General features: G+C 72.3%; 18 protein-coding genes. 11 read left to right on the forward strand and 7 right to left on the reverse strand.

All coding sequences use genetic code 11. The annotated features are described in order from the left end of the window. Nucleotides 1-45 precede the first annotated feature (45 nt). The 3 genes from ACFVXJ_RS16620 to ACFVXJ_RS16630 all read left to right on the forward strand — a co-directional run bounded on the left by ACFVXJ_RS16620 (nucleotide 46) and on the right by ACFVXJ_RS16630 (nucleotide 3,247). Entirely contained in the window at nucleotides 46-1,335 is a 1,290-nt protein-coding gene (locus tag ACFVXJ_RS16620) for a PspC domain-containing protein (RefSeq protein WP_389662373.1), read from the forward strand. Continuing rightward, on the forward strand, nucleotides 1,332-2,021 hold the full coding sequence (locus ACFVXJ_RS16625) for a response regulator transcription factor (protein ID WP_361129670.1): 690 nt from the start codon (nucleotides 1,332-1,334) through the stop codon (nucleotides 2,019-2,021). The genes ACFVXJ_RS16620 and ACFVXJ_RS16625 overlap by 4 nt, the downstream gene beginning before the upstream one ends. A 122-nt stretch (nucleotides 2,022-2,143) precedes the next feature. Beyond that, entirely contained in the window at nucleotides 2,144-3,247 is a 1,104-nt protein-coding gene (locus tag ACFVXJ_RS16630) for an alpha/beta hydrolase (protein ID WP_389662374.1), read from the forward strand. A 15-nt stretch (nucleotides 3,248-3,262) separates the two neighbouring features. Here the strand turns inward: ACFVXJ_RS16630 and ACFVXJ_RS16635 are convergent, their stop codons facing one another. From ACFVXJ_RS16635 to ACFVXJ_RS16645, 3 genes are all read right to left on the reverse strand, one after another. Next, on the reverse strand, nucleotides 3,263-4,297 hold the full coding sequence (locus tag ACFVXJ_RS16635) for an NlpC/P60 family protein (protein ID WP_389662375.1): 1,035 nt from the start codon (nucleotides 4,295-4,297) through the stop codon (nucleotides 3,263-3,265). 129 nt (nucleotides 4,298-4,426) lie between these two features. Next, complete coding sequence (locus tag ACFVXJ_RS16640; RefSeq protein WP_389662376.1) at nucleotides 4,427-4,780, reverse strand: hypothetical protein; 354 nt, start codon at nucleotides 4,778-4,780, stop codon at nucleotides 4,427-4,429. A gap of 86 nt (nucleotides 4,781-4,866) precedes the next feature. Further along, nucleotides 4,867-5,751, reverse strand: coding sequence for an alpha/beta fold hydrolase (locus ACFVXJ_RS16645; protein ID WP_389662377.1), 885 nt, complete (start codon nucleotides 5,749-5,751; stop codon nucleotides 4,867-4,869). 120 nt (nucleotides 5,752-5,871) lie between these two features. On the opposite strand from ACFVXJ_RS16645, the gene ACFVXJ_RS16650 reads away from it, so the two are divergent. Both ACFVXJ_RS16650 and pcrA read left to right on the forward strand, forming a co-directional pair. Then, a complete protein-coding gene (locus tag ACFVXJ_RS16650; RefSeq protein ID WP_389662378.1) occupies nucleotides 5,872-6,171 on the forward strand; it encodes an ArsR/SmtB family transcription factor in 300 nt (99 codons plus the stop codon). An 87-nt stretch (nucleotides 6,172-6,258) separates the two neighbouring features. Then, nucleotides 6,259-8,772, forward strand: a complete 2,514-nt coding sequence (pcrA, locus tag ACFVXJ_RS16655) for a DNA helicase PcrA (protein ID WP_389662379.1) — start codon at nucleotides 6,259-6,261, stop codon at nucleotides 8,770-8,772. A 54-nt stretch (nucleotides 8,773-8,826) separates the two neighbouring features. Here the strand turns inward: pcrA and ACFVXJ_RS16660 are convergent, their stop codons facing one another. Beyond that, the gene (locus ACFVXJ_RS16660; protein WP_389662380.1) at nucleotides 8,827-10,380 is read right to left on the reverse strand and encodes a peptidoglycan DD-metalloendopeptidase family protein; all 1,554 of its coding nucleotides are present in this window, start codon (nucleotides 10,378-10,380) and stop codon (nucleotides 8,827-8,829) included. A 257-nt stretch (nucleotides 10,381-10,637) separates the two neighbouring features. Further along, complete coding sequence (locus ACFVXJ_RS16665; protein WP_389662381.1) at nucleotides 10,638-11,465, reverse strand: esterase/lipase family protein; 828 nt, start codon at nucleotides 11,463-11,465, stop codon at nucleotides 10,638-10,640. Nucleotides 11,466-11,706: 241 nt separating this feature from the next. Between ACFVXJ_RS16665 and ACFVXJ_RS16670 the strand changes: the two genes are divergently transcribed. Next, on the forward strand, nucleotides 11,707-12,111 hold the full coding sequence (locus tag ACFVXJ_RS16670) for a cobalamin B12-binding domain-containing protein (RefSeq protein WP_389662382.1): 405 nt from the start codon (nucleotides 11,707-11,709) through the stop codon (nucleotides 12,109-12,111). A 98-nt stretch (nucleotides 12,112-12,209) separates the two neighbouring features. On the opposite strand, the gene ACFVXJ_RS16675 is transcribed toward ACFVXJ_RS16670, so the two are convergent. Together ACFVXJ_RS16675 and ACFVXJ_RS16680 are read right to left on the reverse strand one after the other, a co-directional pair. Next, nucleotides 12,210-13,835: a DUF5691 domain-containing protein gene (locus ACFVXJ_RS16675; protein WP_389662383.1), complete on the reverse strand. Its 1,626-nt coding sequence runs from the start codon at nucleotides 13,833-13,835 to the stop codon at nucleotides 12,210-12,212. A gap of 267 nt (nucleotides 13,836-14,102) precedes the next feature. Further along, entirely contained in the window at nucleotides 14,103-15,440 is a 1,338-nt protein-coding gene (locus ACFVXJ_RS16680; RefSeq protein ID WP_389662384.1) for an SWIM zinc finger family protein, read from the reverse strand. A 135-nt stretch (nucleotides 15,441-15,575) separates the two neighbouring features. Here ACFVXJ_RS16680 and ACFVXJ_RS16685 point away from each other — a divergent pair, with 135 nt between their 5' ends. From ACFVXJ_RS16685 to sucD, 5 genes are all read left to right on the forward strand, one after another. Continuing rightward, nucleotides 15,576-16,682: an AAA family ATPase gene (locus ACFVXJ_RS16685; protein WP_389662385.1), complete on the forward strand. Its 1,107-nt coding sequence runs from the start codon at nucleotides 15,576-15,578 to the stop codon at nucleotides 16,680-16,682. Continuing rightward, nucleotides 16,679-18,967: a DUF5682 family protein gene (locus tag ACFVXJ_RS16690; protein ID WP_389662386.1), complete on the forward strand. Its 2,289-nt coding sequence runs from the start codon at nucleotides 16,679-16,681 to the stop codon at nucleotides 18,965-18,967. Before ACFVXJ_RS16685 ends, ACFVXJ_RS16690 begins: the two co-directional genes overlap by 4 nt. A 143-nt stretch (nucleotides 18,968-19,110) precedes the next feature. Beyond that, nucleotides 19,111-20,280 carry a VWA domain-containing protein gene (locus tag ACFVXJ_RS16695; RefSeq protein ID WP_389662387.1) on the forward strand — a complete coding sequence of 390 codons (1,170 nt, stop codon included), beginning with the start codon at nucleotides 19,111-19,113 and terminating at the stop codon, nucleotides 20,278-20,280. Between the two features lie 276 nt (nucleotides 20,281-20,556). Then, nucleotides 20,557-21,735 carry an ADP-forming succinate--CoA ligase subunit beta gene (sucC, locus tag ACFVXJ_RS16700; RefSeq protein WP_329197633.1) on the forward strand — a complete coding sequence of 393 codons (1,179 nt, stop codon included), beginning with the start codon at nucleotides 20,557-20,559 and terminating at the stop codon, nucleotides 21,733-21,735. Nucleotides 21,736-21,756: 21 nt separating this feature from the next. Then, nucleotides 21,757-22,647, forward strand: coding sequence for a succinate--CoA ligase subunit alpha (gene sucD / locus ACFVXJ_RS16705; RefSeq protein ID WP_031145895.1), 891 nt, complete (start codon nucleotides 21,757-21,759; stop codon nucleotides 22,645-22,647). Nucleotides 22,648-22,676 lie beyond the last annotated feature (29 nt).

A 22,676-nucleotide genomic window follows, 5' to 3' on the forward strand; every position in this document is an offset into this window, starting at 1 on the left:
AACGCCCTGATGACCCCGCACCGCCGGCATGTGACCATCGGTGACATGCCCGTAGCCGCCGTCCCCCGCCTCCCGAACGCGCCGAAGGACCCCGAGGACATCCCGCACCGCAAGCTGTACCGCAGCGCCGACGGCCGGATGCTCGGCGGGGTCGCGCGCGGACTCGCCGGGCACCTCGGGCTGCCCGTGATCTGGGTCCGGCTCGTCTTCCTCGCCATGTTCATGTGGGGGGACGGCCTCGGCGTGCTGCTGTACGCCGCGTTCTGGGTCTTCGTACCGCTCGGCGTGGGCGGCCGCACCGGCCACCGCTCCTACTTCGAGACCCTGGCGGACGGCACCCGACGGCTGCGCAAGCCCGACAAGGGACAGATCACCGCCCTGATAGCGCTGTGCGTCGGCGCCGCCATCTACTTCTCCCAACTCCGGGTCGGCGGTTCCAACGGCCGCTACGTCTGGCCGACGCTGCTGGTCGGCGCCGGGGTCGTCCTGGTGTGGCGGCAGGCCGACAACGCCCGCCGCGCCCACTGGAGCGCCGCCGCCGGACGCCAGAAGCGCCTGCTCCAAGCCGGCCGGGCGCTCGCCGGCGTCGTGCTGGTCGGCGTCGGCCTGACCGTCTTCATCGTCGTACGGGGCTCGGCCGCCCAACTCGGCAACGTCCTCACCGCCACCCTCGCCGTCCTCGTCGGCGTCGCCCTGCTCGCCGGTCCCTGGCTGATCCGGATGACGCAGGACCTCTCCGAGGAACGCCTGATGCGCATCCGCGCCCAGGAACGCGCCGAAGTCGCCGCCCACGTCCACGACTCGGTGCTGCACACCCTCACCCTGATCCAGCGCAACGCCGAGGACGTGGGGGAGGTGCGCCGCCTCGCGCGCGCCCAGGAACGCGAGCTGCGGAACTGGCTCTACAAGCCGGAGGGCACCGGCAAGGACGAGGCCGAGGAGCCCGGCACCCTCGCGGAGGCCGTGAAGAAGACCGCCGCCGACGTGGAAGACCACCACGGCGTCCCCATCGAGGTCGTCGTCGTCGGCGACTGCCCCCTCGACGAGAAGCTGGCCGCCCAGATCCAGGCCGCGCGCGAGGCGATGGTCAACGCCGCCAAGTACGGTGGCGACGGCGGACCCGTACAGGTCTACGCGGAAGTCGAGGGCCGCACCGTGTTCGTGTCCGTACGGGACCGGGGACCGGGCTTCGACATCGACGCGGTACCGGACGACCGCATGGGCGTACGAGAATCGATCATCGGCCGGATGCGGCGCCACGGCGGGACCGCACGGCTGCGGTCCGCGCCCGACGGCGGCACGGAAGTCGAGCTGGAGATGGAGAGGGCGGCATGACCGAGGACAGCGGGGCGCAGCAGACGAGGAACGTCCGGGTGGTGCTCGTCGACGACCACCGGATGTTCCGCACCGGCGTACAGGCCGAGATCGGCGACACCGCACGGACCGGCGTCGAGGTCGTCGGCGAGGCGGCCGACGTCGACCAGGCCGTCACCGTCATCACCGCCACCCGCCCCGAGGTGGTGCTCCTCGACGTGCACCTGCCCGGCGGCGGCGGGGTCGAGGTGCTGCGGCGCTGCGCCCCGCTGATGGCGGCGGCCGAGAACCCGGTACGGTTCCTGGCCCTGTCGGTGTCGGACGCGGCCGAGGACGTCATCGGCGTCATCCGGGGCGGTGCGCGCGGCTACGTCACCAAGACCATCACCGGCACCGACCTGGTCGACTCCGTCTTCCGCGTGCAGGACGGCGACGCGGTGTTCTCGCCGCGCCTGGCGGGCTTCGTGCTTGACGCGTTCGCCTCGACGGACGCCCCGCCGGTGGACGAGGACCTGGACCGGCTCACGCAGCGCGAGCGCGAGGTGCTGCGGCTGATCGCGCGCGGCTACGCCTACAAGGAGATCGCCAAGCAGCTGTTCATCTCCGTCAAGACGGTCGAGTCGCACGTCTCCGCCGTCCTGCGCAAGCTCCAGCTCTCCAACCGGCACGAGCTGACCCGCTGGGCGACGGCCCGCCGCCTGGTGTGACGGCCCGTCCCCGGTGTGACGGCCCGTCCCCGGTGCCAGGCGTCCCGCCGCGCCGTCTGTGATCAACGACGCACCGGGGACCGGGAACCCCGGTGCGGGCGCCCGGCCTCTTGGCACTCGTGATGAGCTTGACCGGCACCCCCCTGTTCGCCACGGCGATCGCCCTGACCGTGCTCGCCGTACTGCTGCCCCTGCTGGTGTGGGGCAGGGTGCGCGGCCCCGTCGTCGCACGCGTCGCCACGCGCGCCCTGATGGTGGGCTTCGCCCAGGTCACGGCGGTCGCGCTGGTGTTCGTCGCGGTGAACCGGCAGGAGACCTTCTACGCCTCGTGGGGCGATCTGCTGGGCACCGGCAGCTACGTCACCGCCGCCCCCGACCTCGGAGCGGACGGACTCGGCGGGAAGAAGGTCGAGGCCGAGCCGAAGGTGCGCCAGGACTTCCAGCCGGTCGAGGGACTCGGCGGCCGGGTCAGGAAGACCGAGCTCGACGGCAAGGTCTCCGGGGTCAAGGGCGACGTGATGGTGTGGCTGCCGCCCCAGTACGACGACCCCGCCTACAAGGACAAGAAGTTCCCCGTGGTGGAGCTGATCCCGGGCATACCGGGAACCGGCAAGTCCTGGTTCCAGGGCCTGAAGGCGCACGAGGTGCTGGAACCGCTGATGAAGAGCGGCAAGGTACAACCTTTCGTCCTCGTCTCGCCGCGCGCCATGCTGCTCGGCAACGCCGACACCGGCTGCGCGAACATCCCCGGCAAGGTCAACGCCGACAGTTGGTTCAGCGTCGACGTCCGCAAGATGGTCAGCGACAACTTCCGGGTCTCGCCCGAGGCCCGCACCTGGGGAGTGGCCGGGTACTCGGCCGGCGCGTACTGCGCCGCCAAGCTGGCGATGAACCACCCCGACCGGTACAGCGCGGCCGTCTCCCTGTCCGGCTACAACGACCCCGGCCAGGAGCCCTCGTCGCTGGTCGCCAAGGACCCGGAGCTGCGCCGCACGCACAACCTCAAGAACGTGCTGACGGCCGCGCCCGCCCCGCCGCCGGTCTCGCTGTGGATGTCGGGGGCCGATCAGGACGGCTACCTGTCCGGCATGGACCTCAAGGCGATCGCGAAGAGCCCGACCACGGTGCACGCGGAGAAGGTGACCGGCGGCCACAACCTGGAATCGTGGTCCAAGCAGATCCCGCAGACCTTCGACTGGCTGAGCAAGACGGTCAAGGCGCCGTAGGCCGGGACCCGGGGTCTACGCGGGCCGGGCCGCGCCGGCCCAGGGCATCGAGTCGATCGGCGCGACGCGGACCGGCGCCCCGGGGTGCGGGGCGTGGATCATCTTGCCGTCGCCGATGTAGAGCCCGACGTGCGTGACCCCGGAGTAGAAGAACACCAGGTCGCCCGGGGCCAGCCGGTCGCGGGAGACACGTTGTCCGGCGTTGATCTGGGTGTAGGTGGTGCGGGGCAGCGAGACCCCGGCCGCGCCCCAGGCCGCCTGGGTGAGGCCCGAGCAGTCGAAGGACCCCGGTCCGGTGGCGCCCCAGACGTACGGCTTGCCGATCGCCCCGTAGGCGAACGCCACCGCGCGGGCGGCGCGGCTCCCGTCCCCCGCGGGGATTGGCAGCGGCCCCTGCGTGCCGGCCGGCGCGGACTGAGCCTCGTAGGCGGCCCGTTCCTCGGCGGTGAGCTTGTTCAGCAGTTGCTTGGCGGTGCTCAGCTTGGCTTCGACGGCCGCCTTGGCCGCGGCGAGTTCGTCCCGTCGCGCCCGCAGGTCCGCGAGCCGCCCCGACGCCTGGTCACGCAATCGGTCGACCTCGTCGAGCCCCCGGCGCACGGCGGCCACCCGCGCGGCGGTGCGGTCCCCGGCCCGGGTGAGGAACGCGGCCCGGTCGAGGTACTCCCGCGGGTTCCCGGACATCGCGAGTCGCACGGTGGGGCCCAGGCCCCCGCTGCGGTACTGGCCGGCCGCGAGCGCGCCGAGCGCGCTGCGGGCCGCGCCCAGCCGGTCGGCCCGGCGGGCGGCCTCGTCGCGCAGGCCGGACAGCTCGCGCTCGGCCGCGTCGGCCTGCTCCTTCGCCCCGTTGTATCGCTCGGTGGCCGCCTCGGCGTCCTGGTAGAGCCGGTCCACCTCGGCCTTGACCTGGGTCGGCGTCTGGACGGGTTCGGCCTGGGAGGTGCCTTCGAAGGCGGTGGCGGTGGCAGCGCCCGCGAGGGCGAGGGTGGTGGCGGCGGTCCGTACGGGGCCGCGGGAGAGCGGGCGCTGCCTGGGCTTTCGATGACTGGCCACGGGGGCCTCACGTCCTTCCGTCGGTCTTGGGGGAGGACGCTAAACCTGGAGGTAACGGGGAGATGACGAGATGCCCCCAACTGATCGGTGTTGAGCGATCAGTGGCGTTGGGCGATCGGTGTCAAGCGATCAGTGCCAGAGGACGGCGATAAAGATATTGGCCATGGTCAGCCCGCCGACCGCGCCGAACAGCGCCTTGTCCACCCGCTCCTCGTCCCGCTTGACGTAGACCAGCGCCAGGACGACGAACAGGATCGCGAGCTTCACACCGATCTTGATGTTGTCGACGGTGCCGCCGTCCATCTCCCGGAAGCCGACCAGCAGTACGCCGGTGACCAGCATCGTCAGCGCGCCGTGCAGCATCGCGGGCACGAAGCGGGCGGTGCCGGCGCCCATCGCCTTCATCTGGGTGAGGAAGCCGCCGAGGAGCGAGGCGATGCCGATGATGTGCAGGCCGAGGAAAACGCTGATCAGTACGTCCATGGCGTCGAGCGTACGGGGCGGCCGGCGGCGGTCCGTGGGCAGGTCGGGCGTCGGCCGAGGGGGCCGGCCGGGCCGTCGGCCCGCCGTCAGCAGAGGAAGCGGAGCAGCTCCTCCACGACGACCTCCGGCCGCTCCTCGGGGAGGTAGTGGCCGCTCTTGTCGACACGGACCACCCGGGTGCCCAGCGCCGGCACCGCCTCCGTCAGCAGGTCGTAGTTGCTGAACTCGCCGCCGAGGGCGAGCAGCGGGGTGGTCACCGGGGCGTAGCCGGCGAGGTCCTCGATGTCCTGGGGGAAGGCGCGGTACCAGTCGTTGGACGCCCGGATCGCCTCGGGGGAGTCGTAGGCGCGGGCGTAGACCGCGCGGGAGTGGGCGTCGACGGCGGCGGGATCGGCGGCGGCGCGGGCGAAGAGCCAGTCCAGCAGGTGGTGGTAGCGGCCGGCGAGGAGCTGTTCGGGGAGGTCCTCCACCTGGTTGAAGGCGAACCACCACTTGTGGAACCGGCCGGGACGGGGGAGGAGCGTGCCTTCGTACCAGCCGGGGTCGGGGTGGGAGACGTCGAGCAGGGCGATCCGGTCGGTGGCCTCGGGGTGGTTGGCGGCGTGGGCGTAAGCGACCATCGCGCCGATGTCGTGGCCCACGAGATGGGCGCGGTCGATCCCGAGGTGGGCGAGGAGGGCGCGGACGTCGGCGGCCAGCGTCTTCTTGTCGTAGCCGCCCGCGGGCTTGGCGGAACCGCCCATGCCGCGCAGGTCCACCGCGATGACCCGGTGGGTGCGGGCGAGGGCGGGCATCACCTTGTGCCACTGCCACCAGGTCTGTGGCCAGCCGCCGAGGAGCACGAGCGGTCGGCCGGCGCCGCCGTCGACGTAGTGCAGCCGGGTGCCGTTGACGTCGGCGTGGTGGCTGGTGAAGCCGCCGTCGAGGGAGGCGGCGAGGGCGGCGTCGTCCAGGGGCGCGGGGGTGGGCATGGGGAGTCCTCCGGTCGGGGCGTAACCGTACGAAGATTTCGTACAGTGGGCATGGTCGAACCGTACGGGATCTTCGTACGGTGGGTCAATGTCCGTACCGGATTTGCGTACAGTGGGGCCATGGCCGCAGCCGAACCCACCCACCCCGACGCCGACGCCCTCGACCTGGCAGAGGTCCTCGCGGCACTCGGGCACCCCGCCCGACTGGAGATCGTCCGCAAGCTCGCCTCCGGCGAGGAGGCGTTCTGCGGCGAGGTCGTCCCGGACCTGCCCCGCTCGTCCGTCACCCACCACCTGCGGACACTGCGCGAGAGCGGCGTGATCTGCCAGCGCCCCGAAGGCCGCCGGCAGTACCTCGCGCTGCGCCGCGACGACCTGGAGCGGCACTTCCCGGGGCTGCTGGAGCTGGTACTGCGCTGAGGCGCCGCGCTTCCGGTGCGGGGCGGGTCTGTGAAATTTCCCGGCGCGGGACCGGCTGTCGGTCCCGCCCCCTAGACTCGGAAAGCGATGAGCAGCCTCTTTGACGACAGTTTCCTGGCGGACCTCTCCCCCTCCGACGAGGTCCCGCCGCCGCCCGAGGACCACCCCGCCCCCGAGCCGGGCGTGGACGACCTCTTCGGCGGCCGGTTCGACGTACCCATGACCGGGGACGCCTACTACCGCAACGGGGCACCCAAACCCGTCATCGACCCGGCGGCGCTCCTGGAGGGGCTGAACGCCGAGCAGCGCGCCGCCGTGGTGCACGCGGGCTCCCCGCTGCTCATCGTGGCCGGCGCCGGCTCCGGCAAGACCAGGGTGCTGACCCACCGCATCGGGCACCTGCTGGCCGCCCGCGGCGTCCACCCCGGCCAGATCCTCGCGATCACCTTCACCAACAAGGCCGCCGGCGAGATGAAGGAGCGCGTCGAGGGCCTCGTCGGCCCGCGCGCCAACGCCATGTGGGTCTCCACCTTCCACAGCGCGTGCGTCCGCATCCTGCGCCGCGAGTCCAAGCGGCTCGGCTTCACCTCCTCGTTCTCGATCTACGACGCGGCCGACTCGAAGCGCCTGATGGCGCTCGTCTGCCGCGACCTGGACCTGGACCCGAAGAAGTTCCCGCCGAAGGCGTTCAACGCCAAGATCTCGAACCTGAAGAACGAGCTCATCGACGAAGAGGCGTTCGCCGACCAGGCGGCCGACGGATTTGAGAAGACCCTCGCCCAGGCGTACGCCATGTACCAGGGGCGGCTGCGCGAGGCCAACGCCCTCGACTTCGACGACATCATCATGACGACGGTGCACCTGCTCCAGGCGTTCCCCGACGTCGCCGAGCACTACCGGCGCCGCTTCCGCCACGTGCTGGTGGACGAGTACCAGGACACCAACCACGCCCAGTACACGCTGGTGCGCGAGCTGGTCGGCACCGGCTACCCGGACCTGCCGCCCGCCGAACTGTGCGTCGTGGGTGACGCCGACCAGTCGATCTACGCCTTCCGCGGCGCGACCATCCGCAACATCCTCCAGTTCGAGGAGGACTACCCGAACGCGACGACGATCCTGCTGGAGCAGAACTACCGCTCCACCCAGACGATCCTCTCCGCCGCCAACGCGGTCATCGAGCGCAACGAGAACCGCCGCGCCAAGAACCTCTGGACCCAGGCCGGCACCGGAGCCGTGATCACCGGCTACGTCGCCGACACCGAGCACGACGAGGCCCAGTTCGTCGCCGACGAGATCGACCGGCTGACGGACGCGGGCGACGCCAAGGCCGGTGACGTCGCGATCTTCTACCGGACCAACGCGCAGTCCCGCGTGTTCGAGGAGATCTTCATCCGCGTCGGCCTCCCCTACAAGGTCGTCGGCGGTGTCCGGTTCTACGAGCGCAAGGAGGTCCGCGACATCCTCGCGTACCTGCGCGTACTGGCGAACCCCGAGGACAACGTCCCGCTCCGGCGCATCCTCAACGTCCCCAAGCGCGGCATCGGCGAGCGGGCCGAGGCGATGATCGACGCTCTCGCGATGCGCGAGAAGATCACCTTCCCGCAGGCGCTGCGGCGGGTGGACGAGGCGTTCGGCATGGCCGCCCGATCCACCAACGCCGTCAAGCGGTTCAACACGCTGATGGAGGAACTGCGCACGATCGTCGAATCCGGCGCCGGCCCCGCGGTGGTGCTGGAAGCGGTCCTGGAGCGCACCGGCTACCTCGCCGAACTCCAGGCGTCGACCGACCCGCAGGACGAGACGCGGATCGAGAACCTCCAGGAACTCGCGGCGGTGGCACTCGAATTCGAGCAGGCCCGCGGTGACGACGCCGGAGCGTCGGCGGCCGGCGCCACCGGCGGCACCCTGGCGGAGTTCCTGGAGCAGGTCGCGCTCGTCGCCGACTCCGACCAGATCCCCGACGAGGACACCGAGGGCACCGGGGTCATCACGCTGATGACCCTGCACACGGCGAAGGGCCTGGAGTTCCCCGTCGTGTTCCTGACGGGCATGGAGGACGGGGTCTTCCCGCACATGCGCGCACTGGGTCAGACCAAGGAACTGGAGGAGGAGCGGCGCCTCGCGTACGTGGGCATCACCCGGGCGCGCGAGCGGCTGTACCTGACCCGCTCCTCGATGCGCAGCGCGTGGGGCACCCCCTCGTACAACCCGCCGTCCCGTTTCCTGGAGGAGATCCCGGCGGAGTATTTGCAGTGGAAGCGGACGGGCGCCTCACAGAAGCCGGCCGGTCCCCTGCGCGGGTCGGGCGGGGGTTCGGCCGGCGGGTCGGGCGGTGGCAGGGCCTCGTTCGGGACCTCGCCCGAGGCGTTCCTGTCCTCCTCGCGCACGAAGTCGGGTCCCTCCGGGTTCGCGACGCGTCGGGCCACCGACAAGCCGGTCATCGCACTGACCGTCGGAGACCGGGTCACCCACGACCAATTCGGCCTGGGCACCGTCGTGGAGGTCCGGGGAGCGGGCGCGGACGCACAGGCCACCATCGACTTCGGGGACGACAAGCCGAAGCGGCTGCTGCTGCGCTACGCGCCGGTGCAGAAGCTGTAGGTCCGGGGGCTGTTGGCCCGCGGGGCCGTTGGCCCGGAGGGGGTTCGGGGAGGTCTACGTCGGGTCGAGGCCGCGGTTGCGCAGCCACGCCTGGGGGTCGATCGGGGAGCCGGCCCCGGGGCGTACCTCGAAGTGGAGGTGCGGGCCGGTGGAGTTGCCGGAGTTGCCGGAGTACGCGATGACGTCACCGGCCTTGACCGTGCCGGAGCGGATCTTGGTGCTGCTGAGGTGGCAGTACCAGGTCTCGGTGCCGTCGGGGGAGGTCACTATGGCCATGTTGCCGTAGGCGCTGTTCCACTGCGTGCGGACGGTGCCGTCGGTGGCGGCCATGACCGGAGTGCCGTAGGAGACCGGGAAGTCGATGCCGGTGTGCACGGACATCCACATGCCGCCGGCCTGCCCGAATCCGGCGCTGAGGCCGTGCTGGGTGACGGGAAGGGCGAACTTGGGGCGGGCGGCCTCCTTGGCCGCGGCCTCCTCGGCGCGCTTCTTCTTCTCGTCTTCCTGACGCTGCTTCAGGTCGAGGCGCTCCTGCGTGCGGCTCGCACGGTCCGCGAAGTCACCCGCGTCCGCGCTGAGCGCGGTGATCTGGGTGTCCAGCTTGTTGTTCGCCGCGACGGGTTTCACCGAGGCCGGGTCGGCCGCGGCCATCGTGGTGGTGTCCTTGGCGGGCTGATCGGGGCCGGTGAGGCCGCCGACCGAGGCGGCCGCGACTCCGGCGACGCCCATGACGCAGGCGGAGGGCACGGCGACGGTCAGCAGGGCGGAACGCTTCGCCGGCGTACGCCGACGGCTGCTGCCGCCGGTCGCTTTACCGCCGGTGGCCTTGGAGTTGGCGGCCTTGGCATTGGAGGTCTTGGAGTTGGCGGTCTTGGCGCCGTTCGACCTCGCGCTGCCGGCCCGGCGCGAGGCGCGCGGCTCCGCGGGCGTCACCGGCATCGTCTGGGTGGCCATGGCGTGCACGGCGGCCGGGGGTTCCGGACCGTCCTCGTCGGAGAGGACCTCGAAGACGGCGGTCTCGGCGGCGTGGAGGTCGGCGGCGTCCGAGGGGGTGTCCTGCGGCACGACCATCGGGACGACACTGGTCGCTTCGTACGCGTAGGCGTCGTAGCCGGCGTGCGCCGTATCGGTGTGCGCCACATCGGTGTGCGGGGCGCTGTCATAGCCGTCGGTGTGGCCGGTGTTCCAGGCGGTGGCGTCGTAAGTGCCGGTGTCCTGTTGGCCGTACGCGGGGAACACGTTCCACTGCGCGGTCGGGTCCGCGGACTGCTCGGGGCCCGTCGTGTCGTAGCCGAAGGAAGTCGGCTGGTACGCGGCGGTGTTGGCGTCGTTCCAGGCGCTCGCGTCCCACTGGCCCGTGGTGTCCTCGGGCGCGCTCTGGTGCGGGACGGAGGAGAGGTAACTCTCCTGTCCGGTCCAGGCGGTGGCGTCGTAGGTGCCGGTCGACTGGTACGAGCCGTAGGTGTCGTAGCCGTTGGATACACCGTAGTTGGCGTCCTGGCCCTGTGTTTCATAGGAAACGTAGGGCTGGTCACCAGCGAAAGTGGTGGTGGAGAGGCCGTCGTACCCGTTTTCGGAGTACTGGCCCGACGAGGGGCGGTCGTTCACCAACTTCTCTTTCGCCTCGGCAGTGGGGGGCCTGGGTGGCCGGGGAATCGGAGGTTCCCCGGAGGAGAGCAGTGGCGCGACTGTACCCGGCGGTTACTGGAGACGACAATCTTCGGAGGGTTTCGGCCTCCGGGGAACCGGGCATTCGGCTGTCTTTCGGTCCCGTGCACACCGACCCTTGGCCTTGAGTTCGATATTCGTTCGACTGTGGATCGTCCGGTGTTGCCCCGCCATCGCGTCCTTGCCCGGGCCGTACCTCAGATGGCGATGCGGCGCACTTCGGTTTCCTCGCCGGGGGACGACGACCGCGCGAGCGGTCCGTCCAGGGTGCGCCGGATCGCGCCGGTGACGGTGGGGTGTACCGGGAGCGCCAAGTGGCCGATGCCGGTGACCAGCACGTTTTCGGCAATCAGGTCGGGGTGGTCGAGGCGGGCCGTGCCCGGCGGGGTCATCAGCGCGTCGAATTCGCTCCAGAAGGCCACGCAACGGGTCCGGCACCCCGGGGCAGGCGCCTCGAGTTCCCTCATGACCTCCGAGCCCGGCCGCATCTGGCGGACCAGCGGGTGGGCGTCCATCCACGGCGCCACGCTGGTGCCGGAGTGGGGAGTACCGAGCGTGACGAGGGTGCGCACGCGGGTGTCGCCGCCGAGCCGCTGGATGTAGTACCGGGCCACCAGACCGCCGAGGCTGTGCCCGACCAGGTCGACCCGTTCCTGTCCGCTGCGCTCGCACAGCTCCTCCACGCGGCGGGCCAGGTGCGCGGCGGTGGTGCGCAGGTCGCGGGTGAAGGGCGAGTAGTTGTACGTCTCCACCCGCCGGCTGCCGTCCGCCGCGAGCGCGCGGCGCAGCAGGACGAAGACCGAGCGGTTGTCGGTGAACCCGTGCAGCAGCAGCACCGGGGGGCGCTGCCCGGTCGACTCGGCGGCCGCCTCGGCGGCGAGCCGCTCCGCGAGTACCCCGGTGGGGTAGAGGACCAGGTGTCCGGTCAGTACCACCGCCTCCAGGACGGCTGCCCGAAGGGCCGCCGCCGACTGTGAGACGGTGAGCGTTAAGGGTGTGGATATCGGCGTGATCGACAGCCCCATGGCGGCCTCCGGGCCTCGTGGGAATGCGGCCGTACGGCCGACGTGTCCCGCCTCCGTGCCGTGCGGCTGGCGGCACGGCGGCGGGACGACTCGGTGTCGCTCCCCGTGATCATTGGCGGGGGCGGTGAACCAGTGGCGCTGGTTCCACGCTCCCACGTGTGATTTCCCCCTCCTGCTTGACCGCGAAACGGGCTGGTGCGCGATGCTGTACTTAACGTTCGTTCACTCGGGAGGCAGTGCGATGGGTGTGACCGGTCCGATCCGTGTGGTGGTGGCCAAGCCGGGTCTCGACGGCCACGACCGCGGGGCCAAGGTGATCGCGCGTGCGCTGCGTGACGCGGGCATGGAGGTCATCTACACGGGGCTGCACCAGACCCCCGAGCAGATCGTGGACACCGCGATCCAGGAGGACGCGGACGCGATCGGCCTCTCGATCCTCTCGGGCGCCCACAACACGCTCTTCGTGCGCGTGCTGGAGCTGCTGAGGGAGCGGGACGCCGAGGACATCAAGGTCTTCGGCGGCGGCATCATCCCGGAGGACGACATCGCCCCGCTGAAGGAGAAGGGCGTGGCTGAGATCTTCACCCCGGGGGCCACGACCACGGCCATCGTGGACTGGGTCCACGCGAACATCCGCCGGCCCTGACCCCGGGCCGCCCCCGCCGCCCCCGGGGTCGCCCCTCCCCGCGCCCCCGGCGCCCCTCCCCGCGCCGCCCTGCCGGCGCCGGGACCTGAGGAGCCCGCTCAGGCGGGCGGGGCGAGCTCCGCGAGCATGGTGGCGCGCAGGTGCAGGGTGGAGGCCAGACGCTGGAACGCCTCCTCCCAGTACGCCGCCGCCCCCGCGGCGGGCTCCGCCGGCTCGGCGAGGTCGCCGGTCGCCCTGGTCAGGGCTTCCAGCCGGGACGCGTCCGCGGGGTCGAGGCAGCGTTCCGCCAGGCCCATCACCCCGCTGAAGCTCCACGGGTAGCCGCCCGCCCGCCGGGCCGCGTCCAGCGCGTCCACCACCGCCCGGCCCAGCGCTCCGGCCCACGGCACGACGCACACCCCGAGGAGCTGGAACGCCTCCGAGAGCCCGTGCGCCCGTATGAACTCGGCCACCCACTCGGCCCGCTCCCCGTCCGGCAGGACCGACAGCAGCTTCGCCCGTTCGGCGAGCGAGGCCGTGCCCGGGCCGGCCGCGGGCGGGGCCGACGCCGAGCCGAGCAGCGCCTTCGACCACCGAGCGTCACGCTGACGCACCGCCGCCCGGCACCACGCCGCATGCAGTTCCTCCGCCCAGCCGTCCCCCACCGGCCGGGCCACGATCTCCGCCGGCCCGAGCCCCCCGAACCGCTCCCGCCAACAGGACAACGGAGCCGCCTCCACCAGCTGCCCCAACCACCAGGCCCGCTCCCCGCGCCCGGCCGGCGGCCGCTTCACCACACCGTCCCGCAGCATCCCCGCGTCGCACTCCGCCGGGGGATCGATCCCGTCCGGGCCCACACAGGCCAGCGCCCGCTCCGCCATCCGCCCGGCCAGCGCCGAACCCGTCAGCGCCGACAGCAGCTCGGCCGCCGTCGCCCGGACGTTGCGACTGCGGTCGCCCAGGGCCGCCTCCAGGAACGGCTCGTCCCGGTCGGACAGCCCCACCCGCAGCGAGTCCAGGAACATCAGCCGGTCCTCGGCCCGTTCGGTACCCCAGGTCGTCCGGAGCAGCCGGACGGCGGCGGCCGGGTCGTGGGCGCGTACGGCGCCCAGGACGGCCACCCGTTCCGCGAACAGGCCCTCTTGCCAGAGCCGTTCGACGCCCTCGCGGTCCTCCGGGTCGGGCCGCTCCAGGGTGCCGCCCGCCGTGCCGCGCAACGCGAACCGCCACTCCGGATTCAGTCGGGCCAGCCACAGGCCCCGGCTCCCGGTCAGGGCCAAGGCGTGCGGCCGCAGGTCGGTGCGGGCCTTGGCGGCGTCCAGCAGCGCCGGGACCAGCGCCACCGGAGCGCGATAGCCGTGCCGGACCGCGGCGGCCATCCACTGCGGCAGCAGCTCCGTCAGATCCGGGGCGGCCCCCCGCCGCCCGCTCGATCCGCCGCCGGCGCCGGCGCGGCCCGCCAGGAGCTGTGCGAGCCGCCGCCGGGCCGCTTCCGGCGGCTCCGGACGCGGATCGCGCGGCGCCGCCTCCGGAAGATCCCGCGGCCGGGCGGGCCGCAGCCCGGCCCGGCGCCGCAGGGTCTGCACGGCCGCCTCGTCCAGCAGTGCCTCCGGGGAGCCGCCGCCCCGCCGCTCGGTGCCGAGCAGCGCCGCGGCGACCAGCTCGTCCCAGTCGGCGTACGCCCCGCGCTCCTCGTGTCCCGCCCGCGCCGTCTGATCGGCGCGCACCGCCCCCGCCGTCTTCATCGGACCCCTCCCTCGTGGTGTGCCGTCGTGCCGTGCCCCGGTCCCGCCCCCTCCGCGGGACCGGAGCCCTATGGTGAAATGTCGCCTCAAAACGCCTGTCAGCTGGCGTGGTTGTCGTTCATCAAAGCCCCCCGGCTTTCTCGGTCCCGCACGACGACGCCCCCGCGCCGCCGGTCCCTCCCCAGCGCCGACGCTCCCCGCGCCGATCGCCTCGTGCCCTTACCGGACCGGCCGCCGACGGCCGGCCGGCCGCGACCGCCCCGGGTGTCAGACCAGAGCCACCGGTTGCGGTGTATCCGGCTGCCAAGCCGTCAGGGGCGTGAACCCCCGGTGGCCGACCTCCCCGAACACCGTCACCGGCCCCCCGCCCGACAGCGCGGCGAGCCGCCACAGACCCGACCGGGATCCGCTACCGGCCCCCGAGAGCGGGACCGGAAGCGCTGCCGTCCCCTCCGGGTCCGCCAACTGCCAGCCCTGCTCACCCGGTATCGGAACGACCGGACCCAGCACCACCGGCCACGACTCCAGCCAGGGGTCCTCCCGCAGCGCGGCCCCGTACGCCTCCAGAGCCGCCTGCGCGCTGACCCCGACCGGCGCCCGGTCGCCCGGCACCGCGGCCGCATCCCGTTCCCCGAGGTCCGCCCGCAGCCCCGCCGAACCGGGCCGGAAGCGGGCTTCCGCCTCCAGTACCAGTCCGATCGGCAGCGCCAACCCCGGAGCCCGCCCGGGCGGCCCGAAGTCCAGCACCAGGGCCGGCCGCCCGCTCGCCAACCCGCGCAGCCATATCCGGCGGGTGGTGAGCCGGCCGTCCGGGGACACCGAGTCGTACTGGGCCAGCACGAGCCAGTGGTCCCGTACGACTTCGCCCTCCGTCGAAGGCGGAAGCCCCACACGGGTCCGTACCGTCGCGGCCAACCGCTCCGGCAGCCCGGACACCCCCAGCCAGGCCCGGTCGAGCAGGTGCAGTAGCGCGAACTCCTCAAGCATCCGGGCGGGCCAGCCGGGGCCGCAACCGGGTATTGTCCCCAACTCCCTTACCCGGGCGGCGAGTCCGGGCGCCTGGGCGTCGACCATCCGGGCCGCCGTCTCCTCCCACGCCCCGTACCCCGCCTGCTCCTGGCCGGCCAGGCCACCCCGCAGCAGATCCGCGAGCCGCTGCTCCAACTCCACGACCCCCGCCCCGATCCGGGCCGCCCGCCGCTCCGCCCGCTTCCTGACCGCCTCCTCGTCCACCGGCTTCGCGACCGCCGGCGGGGCCGCCTTCGCCGCCCGCTCCGCCAGCCACCCCCCGGCCCACTCCGGCGCCTCCGCCGGATCACCCACCCCCTCCGCCGCCCAGAGCAGCAGCAGCCCCAGCGCGTGCTTGCACGGGAACTTCCGGCTCGGACACGAGCACTTGTATGCCGGGCCCGTCAGGTCCACGACCGTCCGGTACGGCGTCCTCCCACTGCCCTTGCACAACCCCCACACCGCACCGGAAGCGGAACCTCCGGTCTGTGACCACGGACCCGCCCCACCCAGCCTGCCCCCCGCCTTCCGCGACGCGTCGTCAGGAGCCAGAGCCAGTACCTGTTCCGCCGTCCAGCGGACCCCCTGCTCAGTCATGTGTCCCACCGTAGAGACCCCCACTGACAATCGCTCTGACCTGCAACAACGGTTCGAACAGGGGGCGTTGTCAGTGGCGTGGTGCACCGTTGGTGTCAGCAGTCGGAAGCGGCTGCCGGGCATTGGAGGGGGACCATGAGCACGACCGAGACCGAACACCGCGCAGAGGCACTGCGACCGCACGCCGAAGACGCCTACGCGGAGGAACTGAAAGCCCTGGCGGCCACCGACGACCGGCCCCGCCCGACCCGCTGGAAACTCTCCCCGTGGGCGGTCGCCACGTACCTGCTCGGCGGCACGCTGGACGACGGCACGGTGATCACGCCCAAGTACGTCGGACCGCGCCGCATCGTCGAAGTCGCCGTCACCACCCTGGCCACCGACCGCGCCCTGCTCCTGCTGGGCGTCCCCGGCACCGCCAAGACCTGGGTGTCGGAACACCTCGCCGCCGCCGTCAGCGGGGACTCCACGCTCCTCGTCCAAGGCACCGCCGGCACCCCCGAGGAGGCCATCCGCTACGGCTGGAACTACGCCCGCCTCCTGGCGGACGGCCCGAGCCGCGAAGCCCTCGTCCCCAGCCCCGTCATGCGGGCCATGGCCGACGGCATGACCGCCCGCGTCGAGGAACTCACCCGCATCCCCGCCGACGTCCAGGACACCCTCATCACCGTCCTGTCCGAGAAGACGCTCCCCATACCGGAACTCGGGCAAGAGGTGCAGGCCGTGCGCGGCTTCAACCTCATCGCCACCGCCAACGACCGCGACCGCGGGGTCAACGAACTCTCCAGCGCCCTGCGCCGCCGCTTCAACACCGTGGTGCTGCCCCTGCCCGCCACCGCCGACGCCGAAGTCGACATCGTCGCCCGCCGCGTCGACCAGCTGGGCCGCGCCCTCGACCTGCCGGCGGCGCCCGAGGGCCTGGAGGAGATCCGCCGCGTCGTCACCGTCTTCCGCGAACTGCGCGACGGCGTCACCGGTGACGGCCGCACCAAGGTCAAGTCACCCAGCGGCACCCTGTCCACCGCCGAGGCCATCTCCGTGGTCACCGGCGGCCTCGCCCTCGCCGCCCACTTCGGGGACGGCGTCCTGCGCCCCTCCGACGTGGCCGCCGGAATCCTCGGCGCCGTCGTCCGCGACCCGGCCGCCGACCGCGTGGTCTGGCAGGAGTACCTCGAAGCCGTCGTCCGCGAGCGGGAGGGCTGGAAGGACTTCTACCGCGCCTGCCGGGAGGTGACGGCATGAACGCCCGGGCCGAGGGCCCCCTCCTGCTGGGCGTCCGACACCACGGACCGGGCTCCGCCCGCGCCGTGCGGGCCGCGCTGGACGAAGCGCAGCCGTCGGCGGTGCTCATCGAAGGGCCACCCGAAGGCGACGCGCTGCTCCCGCTCGCCGCCGACCCGCGAATGCGGCCGCCCGTCGCCCTGCTCGCCCACGCCGCCGACGACCCGGGCCGGGCCGCGTTCTGGCCACTGGCCGGGTTCTCTCCCGAATGGGCCGCCATCCGTTGGGCCCAGGCGCGCGACGCACCCGTCCGGTTCATCGACCTCCCCGCCGCGCACTCGCTCGCCGCTCCGGAGGACCGCGAGCAGGAGGCCCACTCCGTCCGGATCGACCCCCTCGCGGTGCTGGCCGACAGCGCCGGGTACGACGACCCCGAGCGCTGGTGGGAGGACGTCGTCGAACACCGGGACGCCGTACGGGACGATCCCCTGGCCGCTTTCGAGGCCCTCGGCGAGGCCATGGGGGCGCTGCGCGAGGCGTACGGCGCCGACGGCGACCCGCGCGACCTGATCCGCGAGGCGTACATGCGGCAGCGGATGCGGGCCGCGCGCCGCGAGTTCGGCGACACCTACGCCGTGGTCTGCGGCGCCTGGCACGTCCCGGCCCTGCGCGCCCCGACCACGGCCACCGCCGACAAGGCACTGCTCGGCGGACTGCCCAAGATCAAGGTGGAGACGACCTGGGTGCCCTGGACCCACCGCCGGCTCGCCCGGGCCGGGGGATACGGCGCCGGCATCACCTCGCCCGGCTGGTACGCACACCTCTTCACCGCCCCCGACCGGCCCGTCGAACGCTGGCTGACGAAGGTCGCGGGCCTGCTCCGGGACGAGGACCGGCAGGTCTCCTCCGCCCACGTCATCGAGGCGGTCCGGCTGGCGCAGACCCTCGCCGCCGTCCGGGGACGCCCGGTGCCCGGCCTGACCGAAACGCTGGAAGCGGTCCGGGCGGTCATGTGCGACGGCTCCGACATACCGCTCGCCCTGATCGAGGACCGTCTGGTGGTCGGGGACGTGCTGGGCGAAGTCCCCGACACGGCGCCCGCCGTCCCCCTCCAACGGGACCTCACCCGCAGACAGCGGTCCCTGCGCCTCAAGGTCGAGGCCGAGGAGCGCGAGCTGGAGCTGGACCTGCGCAAGGACACCGACGCGGCCAAGTCCCTGCTCCTGCACCGGCTCCGGCTGCTCGGCGTCGACTGGGGGATACCCACCGCCTCCCGCGGCGGCACCGGCACCTTCCGGGAAACCTGGCGGCTGCGCTGGGAGCCCGAACTGTCGGTACGGGTCGCGGAGGCGGGCATCTGGGGCACCACCGTCCCGGGAGCGGCCACCGCCCGGGCCGAGGCGCTCGCGGCCGACGCCGGGGAACTGGGCGAGGTCACCGCCCTGGCCGAACGGTGCCTGCTGGCCGGGCTGTCCGAGGCACTGCCCGCCGTACTGCGCGCCCTCGCGGACCGGGCCGCGCTGGACACCGATGTGGCCCGCCTCGCCAAGGCCCTGCCCGCGCTGGCCCGTTCGCTGCGGTACGGCGACGTACGGGGCACCGACGCGCAAGCGCTCGGCACCGTCGCCGCCGGACTCGCGGAGCGGATATGCGTGGCCCTGCCGCCCGCCTGCACGGTCGGGTTGGACGCGGACGCGGCGGCGGAGCTGCGCGGGCACGTCGACGCCGTGCACGGGGCGATCGCCCTGCTGGCCGACGTCGACGAGGGGCTCCGGGAGCGTTGGTCGGCGGTCCTGCGGACGCTGGCCGGCCGGGACACCGTGCCTGGGCTGATCCGGGGCCGCGCCGCGCGGCTGCTCCTGGACGAGGGCCGGCTCCCGCCCGAGGAGACGGCGCGGCTGATGAGCCTCGCCCTGTCCCCGGCGGGCACCCCGGCCGACGCGGCGGGCTGGATCGAAGGCTTCGCCGGCGGCAGCGCGGGCGGCGGCACCCTGCTGGTCCACGACGAACGGCTGCTCGGCCTGATCGACAACTGGCTGGTGTCGGTGCCACCGAGTGCCTTCATCGACGTACTGCCCCTGCTGCGGCGGACCTTCGGGGCGTACGAGCCGGGGGTGAAGCGGGCCCTGGGCGAACTGGTCCGGCGGGGTCCGTCCGGCCGGACCCGTACGGCCGGCCCGGGCTCGGCCCCCGCGGGCTTCGCCCCGGAGCTGGACCCCGTCCGCGCGGACGCGGCGGCGGAGGTGGCCCGCCTGCTGCTTGCCGGAGCGGCCGGAGCGGCCGGAGCGGCGGTGGCGGCGGGCTGACGCCCGGCCCCGCGGGGAGTGGAGGGCGCCGCGGACGAGGACCGGCCCAGCGGGACAACGCGACACAGGACAGCAGGCAGCAGGCAGCAGGCAGCAGGCAGCAGGACAGCGGGACAACGGACACGGACGAGGGGGACGGGCAGATGGAGATCAGCACGGGGCGGCCGACGGACGCCGGGGAGCGGCTGCGGCGGTGGCGCATGGTGCTCGGCGGCGGCGAGGGCGACGGGACCGGATGCGCGCTCTCCGGGCGGGACGCGGAGATGGACGCCGCGCTCACTGCGCTGTACGGCCGAAGCGGCGGCGCCGGCTCGCGCACCAGGGCGGGGGAGCGGTCGGCCGGGCTCGGCGGGTCCGCGCCTCAGGTGGCCCGCTGGCTCGGGGACATCAGGACGTACTTCCCCAGCTCCGTGGTCCAGGTCATGCAGCGCGACGCCATCGAACGGCTCGGCCTGTCCTCCCTGCTGCTGGAGCCGGAGATGTTGGAGGCCGTCGAACCGGACGTCCACCTCGTCGGCACCCTGCTCTCGCTCAACAAGGCCATGCCCGAGACGACCCGCGAGACCGCCCGCGCGGTGGTCGGCAAGGTCGTCGAACAGTTGGAGAAGCGCCTCGCGACCCGCACTCGTGCCACCCTCACCGGAGCCCTCGACCGTTCCGCCCGCGTCAGCCGCCCCCGCCACCGGGACATCGACTGGGACCGCACGATCCGCGCCAACCTCAAGAACTACCTGCCCGAGTACCGCACCGTGGTCCCCGAGCGGCTGATCGGATACGGCCGCGCCGCGCAGTCGGTGAAGAAGGAGGTCATCCTCTGCATCGACCAGTCGGGCTCGATGGCGGCCTCCGTCGTCTACGCCTCCGTCTTCGGCGCGGTGCTCGCCTCGATGCGCGCGATCGCCACCCGGCTGGTGGTGTTCGACACGGCGGTCGTGGACCTCACGGACCAGCTCGACGACCCCGTCGACGTGCTCTTCGGCACCCAGCTCGGCGGCGGCACCGACATCAACCGGGCCCTCGCCTACTGCCAGTCCAAGATCACCCGGCCGGCCGACACCGTCGTGGTCCTGATCAGTGATCTATACGAGGGCGGCATACGCGACGGGATGCTCAAGCGGGTCGCCGCGATGAAGGGCGCCGGAGTGGAGTTCGTGACCCTGCTCGCCCTGTCCGACGAGGGCGCCCCCGCCTACGACCGCGAGCACGCGGCGGCCCTCGCCGCCCTCGGCGCGCCCGCCTTCGCCTGCACTCCCGACCTGTTCCCGGACGTCATGGCAGCCGCCTTGGAGAAGCGGCCGCTGCCCGTGCCGTGAGCGGTCCCGCGCCCACGACCTGCCCTCGGCGGATCGTACGAACGCGCAGCTCAACCATGAGGGGATCTGTGACAGGTATCACCGCTCAGGTGTGACCTGCGATTTAGGGACGCAGGTCCCACGGGGATAACCTGCGAGACGGACATGCCGCGTCCACGGTCACCGTGTGCGCCTTCCTTGTGACAGCGCCGTCACGTTGCCCTCCGCGGCACGCCCACGCAGATAGCAGACAACCGCGAATCACTGCGAATCTTTGAAGACAAGGGACGGACGCGCGTGGACCTGTTCGAGTACCAGGCGAGGGACCTCTTCGCCAAGCACGGTGTACCGGTGCTGGCCGGTGAAGTGATCGACACGCCTGAGGCGGCTCGCGAGGCCACCGAGCGGCTGGGCGGCAAGTCGGTCGTCAAGGCGCAGGTGAAGGTCGGCGGCCGAGGCAAGGCCGGCGGCGTCAAGCTCGCCGCCACCCCGGACGAGGCCGTCGCCCGGGCGACGGACATTCTCGGCATGGACATCAAGGGCCACACGGTCCACAAGGTGATGATCGCCGAGACCGCTCCCGAGATCCTCGAGGAGTACTACGTCTCGTACCTCCTCGACCGCACCAACCGCACCTTCCTGGCAATGGCCTCGGTGCAGGGCGGCATGGACATCGAGGAGGTCGCGGAGAAGACCCCCGAGGCCCTCGCGAAGGTCCCGGTCAACGCCAACGAGGGCGTGACCATCGAGAAGGCCCGCGAGATCGTCGCCCTGGCGAAGTTCCCGGCCGAGGTCGCCGAGAAGGTCGCCGAGGTCCTCGTGACCCTGTGGCAGACCTTCATCGCCGAGGACGCGCTCCTCGTCGAGGTCAACCCGCTCGCGAAGGTCGCCAACGGCGACGTCATCGCGCTCGACGGCAAGGTCTCGCTCGACGAGAACGCCGAGTTCCGCCAGCCGGGCCACGAGGAGTTCGTGGACCACGCGGCCGCGAACCCGCTGGAGGCCGCCGCCAAGGCGAAGAACCTCAACTACGTCAAGCTCGACGGTGAGGTCGGCATCATCGGCAACGGCGCGGGTCTCGTCATGAGCACCCTCGACGTCGTCGCCTACGCCGGCGAGAACCACGGCGGCGTGAAGCCCGCCAACTTCCTGGACATCGGTGGTGGCGCCTCCGCCGCCGTCATGGCCAACGGTCTCGAGATCATCCTCGGCGACCCGGACGTCAAGTCCGTATTCGTCAACGTCTTCGGTGGCATCACCGCTTGCGACGAGGTCGCCAACGGCATCGTCCAGGCGCTGGCCCTGCTGGAGGAGAAGGGCGAGGCGGTCACCAAGCCGCTCGTCGTCCGTCTCGACGGCAACAACGCCGAGCTGGGTCGCAAGATCCTCTCGGACGCCAACCACCCGCTGGTGCAGCGCGTGGACACCATGGACGGCGCGGCCGACAAGGCCGCCGAGCTCGCGGCTGCGAAGTAAGGGCAGAGGTCACAGACTCACATGGCTATCTTCCTCAACAAGGACAGCAAGGTCATCGTCCAGGGCATGACCGGTGCCACGGGCATGAAGCACACCAAGCTGATGCTGGCTGACGGCACCAACATCGTCGGCGGCGTGAACCCGCGCAAGGCCGGCACCACCGTCGACTTCGACGGCACCGAGGTCCCGGTCTTCGGCTCGGTCGCCGAGGCGATGGAGAAGACGGGCGCGAACGTCTCCGTCCTGTTCGTCCCGCCGGCCTTCGCCAAGGCCGCCGTCGTCGAGGCCATCGACGCCGAGATCCCGCTGGCCGTCGTCATCACCGAGGGCATCGCGGTGCACGACTCCGCCGCCTTCTGGGCGTACGCGACCGCCAAGGGCAACAAGACCCGGATCATCGGCCCGAACTGCCCGGGTCTGATCACCCCCGGCCAGTCCAACGCCGGCATCATCCCGGGCGACATCACCAAGCCCGGCCGCATCGGTCTCGTGTCGAAGTCCGGCACGCTGACCTACCAGATGATGTACGAGCTCCGTGACATCGGCTTCTCCTCCGCCGTCGGCATCGGTGGCGACCCGGTCATCGGCACCACGCACATCGACGCCCTCGCGGCGTTCGAGGCGGACCCCGACACCGACCTCATCGTCATGATCGGTGAGATCGGCGGCGACGCCGAGGAGCGTGCGGCGGACTTCATCGCGAAGAACGTCACCAAGCCGGTCGTCGGCTACGTCGCGGGCTTCACCGCCCCCGAGGGCAAGACCATGGGCCACGCCGGCGCCATCGTCTCCGGTTCTTCTGGCACCGCACAGGCCAAGAAGGAGGCCCTTGAGGCCGCGGGCGTGAAGGTCGGCAAGACGCCGACCGAGACGGCCAAGCTGGCGCGCGAGATCCTGAACGCCGCTCAGTAAGCAGTAGCCGTACGCGTGTACGGGCGTGG

It is taken from the genome of Streptomyces sp. NPDC058279 (genome assembly GCF_042881255.1).
Classification (GTDB): Bacteria; Actinomycetota; Actinomycetes; order Streptomycetales; family Streptomycetaceae; genus Streptomyces.

Coding starts and splice junctions, on each gene's coding strand:
- ACFVXJ_RS16645 (WP_389662377.1), bottom strand. CDS start 5,751: ATGCCCACCCCCGCGCCCCTGGACGACGCCGCCCTCGCCGCCTCCCTC.
- ACFVXJ_RS16685 (WP_389662385.1), top strand. CDS start 15,576: ATGAGCACGACCGAGACCGAACACCGCGCAGAGGCACTGCGACCGCAC.
- ACFVXJ_RS16690 (WP_389662386.1), top strand. CDS start 16,679: ATGAACGCCCGGGCCGAGGGCCCCCTCCTGCTGGGCGTCCGACACCAC.
- ACFVXJ_RS16620 (WP_389662373.1), top strand. CDS start 46: ATGCCCGTAGCCGCCGTCCCCCGCCTCCCGAACGCGCCGAAGGACCCC.
- ACFVXJ_RS16625 (WP_361129670.1), top strand. CDS start 1,332: ATGACCGAGGACAGCGGGGCGCAGCAGACGAGGAACGTCCGGGTGGTG.
- ACFVXJ_RS16670 (WP_389662382.1), top strand. CDS start 11,707: ATGGGTGTGACCGGTCCGATCCGTGTGGTGGTGGCCAAGCCGGGTCTC.
- sucD (WP_031145895.1), top strand. CDS start 21,757: ATGGCTATCTTCCTCAACAAGGACAGCAAGGTCATCGTCCAGGGCATG.
- ACFVXJ_RS16695 (WP_389662387.1), top strand. CDS start 19,111: ATGGAGATCAGCACGGGGCGGCCGACGGACGCCGGGGAGCGGCTGCGG.
- ACFVXJ_RS16680 (WP_389662384.1), bottom strand. CDS start 15,440: ATGACTGAGCAGGGGGTCCGCTGGACGGCGGAACAGGTACTGGCTCTG.
- pcrA (WP_389662379.1), top strand. CDS start 6,259: ATGAGCAGCCTCTTTGACGACAGTTTCCTGGCGGACCTCTCCCCCTCC.
- ACFVXJ_RS16630 (WP_389662374.1), top strand. CDS start 2,144: ATGAGCTTGACCGGCACCCCCCTGTTCGCCACGGCGATCGCCCTGACC.
- ACFVXJ_RS16675 (WP_389662383.1), bottom strand. CDS start 13,835: ATGAAGACGGCGGGGGCGGTGCGCGCCGATCAGACGGCGCGGGCGGGA.
- ACFVXJ_RS16640 (WP_389662376.1), bottom strand. CDS start 4,780: ATGGACGTACTGATCAGCGTTTTCCTCGGCCTGCACATCATCGGCATC.
- ACFVXJ_RS16665 (WP_389662381.1), bottom strand. CDS start 11,465: ATGGGGCTGTCGATCACGCCGATATCCACACCCTTAACGCTCACCGTC.
- ACFVXJ_RS16650 (WP_389662378.1), top strand. CDS start 5,872: ATGGCCGCAGCCGAACCCACCCACCCCGACGCCGACGCCCTCGACCTG.